Source organism: Mucilaginibacter sp., from assembly GCF_039935595.1.
GTDB lineage: Bacteria > Bacteroidota > Bacteroidia > Sphingobacteriales > Sphingobacteriaceae > Mucilaginibacter.
This window is the reverse complement of the sequence record NZ_JBDTJZ010000151.1, coordinates 1-3,856: the sequence shown is the minus strand read 5'-3', so window position 1 is coordinate 3,856 and position 3,856 is coordinate 1. Positions and strand designations below refer to the sequence as shown.

The following is a 3,856-nucleotide window of genomic DNA, read 5'->3' as shown; positions in this document are numbered from 1 at the left end:
AACACTACTATCTGGTCGTAATGCTCAATTGAAGCAATTTTTTGGGTTACAGATATCAATGTAAGGTTTGGATAATTTTGCTGAATATTAATTAATATCTTTCGTTCGGTACTGGCATCAACCCTGGCTGTAAAATCATCCAGCAATAAAACCTTAGGATTTACCGCCAGGGCCCTGGCCAACATAATGCGTTGCTTTTGCCCCCCCGAAAGACTTGAACCACGCTCAGATACTATGGTGCTTAGTTTATCTGGTAAATTATCAACAAATTCATCCAGTTCGGCAGTATCTATTGCTTTTTGTAATGATTCGTTAGTAACTGTATCGCTAAAGGCTATGTTTTCGCGTATGCTCATGTTAAAAATAATGCTGTCCTGAAAAACAAAACCAACCTGGCTATGAAACGTCTCGCTGTTATAGCTTTCAATACTATGCCCGTCAAATTCAACAACACCCTCATTGGCCGGTATTAATCCGGTAAGTAAATAAAGCAGTTGCGATTTGCCGGCGGCTGTGGGCCCTATTACGGCTATTTTTGATCCTGCTTGTATTTTTAGTGAAATATTTTTTAAAGCCGGTTTTTGCCCGTAAAAAACCGATATGTTTTTTAATTCTATATCACCTTTAAGGTCTGCTGTAATCGCTCCGGTTTCTGCAAGTTCGGGCGCATTCAATATCATACTAATCCGTTGAAAAGATGCCGTTGCCTGCGCTATAATGTTGCTCATAAAACCGATAACCAGTATCGGGAATATCAGCATTACTAAATAGCTGTTAAAAGCAGCAAAATCGCCCAACGTCATGGTGCCATTTATTACAAAGTGACCGCCCAGCACCAGTATGCTCAAAGTTGATAAGCTTGCCGTAAATGTAATAACCGGTATTAAACCTGCAAATAATTTTAAAATGGCTAATCCAAAGTCCCGGGCTTTTGCATTGGCTTCCAGAAATTTCATGGTTTCTAACTGCTGCGAATTAATTACCCTTATCAATGCCGAGCCTAAAATACTCTCGTTTATAATTTTATTAAGCCAGTCAATAACTTCGCGACTTTGTTTAAATAATGCACGCACCTTGCGTAACACCCAAAAAAACGTACCTCCTATTATGGGTATTATAGCTATAACTGTTAAAGCCAGTTTCCAGTTAATGGTTAACAATAAAATACTGGCGCCAATAATTACAAATAAAGACGACGCTATAGAAACAATTGCCTGCGAAACAAATTGCTTAATAGAATCGGTATCGGCAGTTAAGTTAGTTAGCAGTTTTGAGGGATTAGCCTTCTCAATAAAAGCAAAGCTCTGTTTAGATATTTTATCAGCAAGCCGGGTGCGCAGGTCGCGTGCCACCCGCTCAGAAGCATAGGTTTGTATTATACTTTGCAGGTAACCAAAAACAAATACAAATAGTATGGCTACACTAAACTCAGTTAATGTATACTTTAAATTAAAAGTATGACGCGAATAAGCATCAATACCACCTGCTATAATTTTAGGGAGCCATAAGTTTATACCATTGCCAAGCAGGGTAAATAAAAATAATAGCAAAACCAAGCCCCGGTAAGGCTTAAGCAAACTTAAAAGGCCAGGTGGTTTTGTTTGATTATTGGAGGTATCAGGTTTGGGCATTAAGGTTATTTATAAATTATATACAATAATATTTTATCCTATAACAATCATAGACGATTATAGAGTAAAATACTTTTAAAAAAAACAAAAATAGGTTAAAAAAACTTTTCGGGTGTGGGTATCAGGTGCAAAAATGATTCGAAATTATTTTCGTAGTGTGATTTATCAAGCTTATAATAAAATGCCCCTTTGCGCGACGATAGTTTATCTTTCTCATTCAATTTAACCAATAAATTGGTTGATAGCAGCTTACGACTAAAATTACGATCATCAAACTCGGTTTCATAAACGCCCTCATATAAGGTACGCAATTGTGGAATGGTAAATTTTTCGGGCAGCAATTCAAATAATATAGGATGCAGTGCAGCTTTGTAGCGCAATTGCTTTTTGGCTTGTTTTACAATTTCCGAGTGGTCAAATATCAGATCGGGCATTTTGTTCAATAAAAACCATTCTGCATGGTATTTATCACTTAGTTGATTTTCGTACTTATGTATATCAATCAAAGCAAAATAAGCTATTGATAAAGTGCGTTCAACAGGATCACGGTCAGGTTTACCAAACACCATAAACTGTTCCATATATACATCTTTTAGGCCGGTACATTCTTCTAAAACACGCACTGCTGCATCTTCCGGGCTTTCTGACGACTGAATGAAACCGCCCATTAAACTCCACTTGTTTTTAGCAGGATTAAGTCCCCGTTTTATTAATAACAGTTTAATGCTTGTACCATCAAACCCAAAAATTATACAATCGGTAGCTGCCAAAAGCCGGGTTTGGCCAGTATATTTACTCATAAAAAAGCGGGTAATTGGTTTTAATAACTTAGCAATTTTAGTAAAAAAAATTATAAAAATTTGTCGAGATTAGATATGATGTCCAAAAACGTTTGAAATTTACCTGCAATAATCAAAACATACATTTTTTTCTTGTAACATTTTAATTGAACCAGTGCTTTTCATTCACAATTTTGTAAGTAAACTTATTTATGATAGATGCATTTTTTACAAAAACAGATTATTTATTGGAAGATGAAAGTGTGCTATTGCAAACTTTAAAACAAGAGCATCTTGAACATCTTTTGCCGTATGCGTTAACCGAACCCGACACCTGGGCCTATTCGCTCGTAAGCGCCGCAGGTAAAGACGGCATGACAAACTATGTTACTACTGCACTTGCAGCTAAAGCCACCGGTAAAGAATATCCATTTATAGTTTATGATAAGGCAACCAAGACCTATGCCGGCTGCACCCGCTTTTATGATATACAACCGCAATACCAAAGCTTACAATTAGGCTATACCTGGTATGGCGAAAAATTTAGAGGCACAGGTTTAAATAAGCATTGTAAATTTTTATTACTGCAACTGGCATTTGAAACCCTGGGCATGGAGCGTGTTGAGTTTAGGGCCGATGCTAAAAACCAGCGCAGTATTGCGGCTATGAAAAGTATTGGATGTACTGTTGAGGGCATACTAAGAAACCATTTACCATTGCAAAATGGCGGTCGCAGAGATTCTATAGTGTTAAGTATATTAAAACAGGAATGGTATGATACTGTTAAAAAACAACTTAAAAATAAGCTCAGATAGATTATTATTAACAGTTAATCATTTAAAAGCTGATCGGCTTGGTTATATTTGACAAAATAATTTTATATGTCAACAAAACTTACCATTAATAACAACGGATCAGTTAAAATAGAAGGCGATTTTGAAATTGTAGACATGCAGGGCAATAATTATGGCTTGCAGGGTCGTACCATAGTTTCAATTTGCCGTTGCGGACTATCAGCCAATAAACCTTTTTGCGATGGATCGCATAAAGGGCATTTTGAGCATAATGCCGTTGCTTTTGACCTCCCTCCCAAAAAAGTTTAGATAGTTTCCGGGATGTAATTGTTAATGCTAATTATAACGGACAGCCAACTCATCCCGGAATACTTCTTTTTTTTATTCCAACCCATAAGCTTTTGGTAAAAAAGCTTAATAAAAAGTTTCCAGGTACAGGTCCTCCACCTTTTTACGGGCCCATGGGGTTTTACGCAAAAATTTAAGGCTCGAGTTTATGCTCGGGTCTGACAAAAAGCAATTAATGCGAATACGATACCCTAATTCGGGCCAGCCATAATGCTTTACCAGGTCATTTAATATACTCTCTAAGGTTTTTCCGTGTAAATTATTATTTACTTGTTGTACCATTTTTTAAAAAAATAAAACTACT

5 protein-coding genes are annotated in these 3,856 nt (G+C 36.6%); 2 read left to right on the top strand and 3 right to left on the bottom strand.

The window, feature by feature from the left end; all coding sequences use genetic code 11:
- Both ABI367_RS10150 and ABI367_RS10145 read right to left on the bottom strand, forming a co-directional pair.
- Positions 1 to 1,631, bottom strand: a 1,631-nt coding sequence (locus tag ABI367_RS10150) for an ABC transporter ATP-binding protein (RefSeq protein ID WP_462230113.1), incomplete at its 3' end; no start/stop codon positions are given.
- 95 nt (positions 1,632 to 1,726) lie between these two features.
- Positions 1,727 to 2,431 carry an NUDIX hydrolase gene (locus ABI367_RS10145; RefSeq protein ID WP_462230111.1) on the bottom strand — a complete coding sequence of 235 codons (705 nt, stop codon included), beginning with the start codon at positions 2,429 to 2,431 and terminating at the stop codon, positions 1,727 to 1,729.
- A 191-nt stretch (positions 2,432 to 2,622) separates the two neighbouring features.
- On the opposite strand from ABI367_RS10145, the gene ABI367_RS10140 reads away from it, so the two are divergent.
- Both ABI367_RS10140 and ABI367_RS10135 read left to right on the top strand, forming a co-directional pair.
- The gene (locus ABI367_RS10140) at positions 2,623 to 3,225 is read left to right on the top strand and encodes a GNAT family N-acetyltransferase (RefSeq protein WP_462230109.1); all 603 of its coding nucleotides are present in this window, start codon (positions 2,623 to 2,625) and stop codon (positions 3,223 to 3,225) included.
- Positions 3,226 to 3,291: 66 nt separating this feature from the next.
- Positions 3,292 to 3,513, top strand: a complete 222-nt coding sequence (locus ABI367_RS10135; protein WP_462230106.1) for a CDGSH iron-sulfur domain-containing protein — start codon at positions 3,292 to 3,294, stop codon at positions 3,511 to 3,513.
- 105 nt (positions 3,514 to 3,618) lie between these two features.
- Here the strand turns inward: ABI367_RS10135 and ABI367_RS10130 are convergent, their stop codons facing one another.
- Complete coding sequence (locus ABI367_RS10130) at positions 3,619 to 3,834, bottom strand: VF530 family protein (RefSeq protein WP_462230104.1); 216 nt, start codon at positions 3,832 to 3,834, stop codon at positions 3,619 to 3,621.
- Between the last annotated feature and the right edge of the window lie 22 nt (positions 3,835 to 3,856).

What these genes read in the sequence shown, in the direction of transcription:
- ABI367_RS10145 (WP_462230111.1), bottom strand. Translation starts at nt 2,431, where the DNA reads ATGAGTAAATATACTGGCCAAACCCGGCTTTTGGCAGCTACCGATTGT.
- ABI367_RS10140 (WP_462230109.1), top strand. Translation starts at nt 2,623, where the DNA reads ATGATAGATGCATTTTTTACAAAAACAGATTATTTATTGGAAGATGAA.
- ABI367_RS10135 (WP_462230106.1), top strand. Translation starts at nt 3,292, where the DNA reads ATGTCAACAAAACTTACCATTAATAACAACGGATCAGTTAAAATAGAA.
- ABI367_RS10130 (WP_462230104.1), bottom strand. Translation starts at nt 3,834, where the DNA reads ATGGTACAACAAGTAAATAATAATTTACACGGAAAAACCTTAGAGAGT.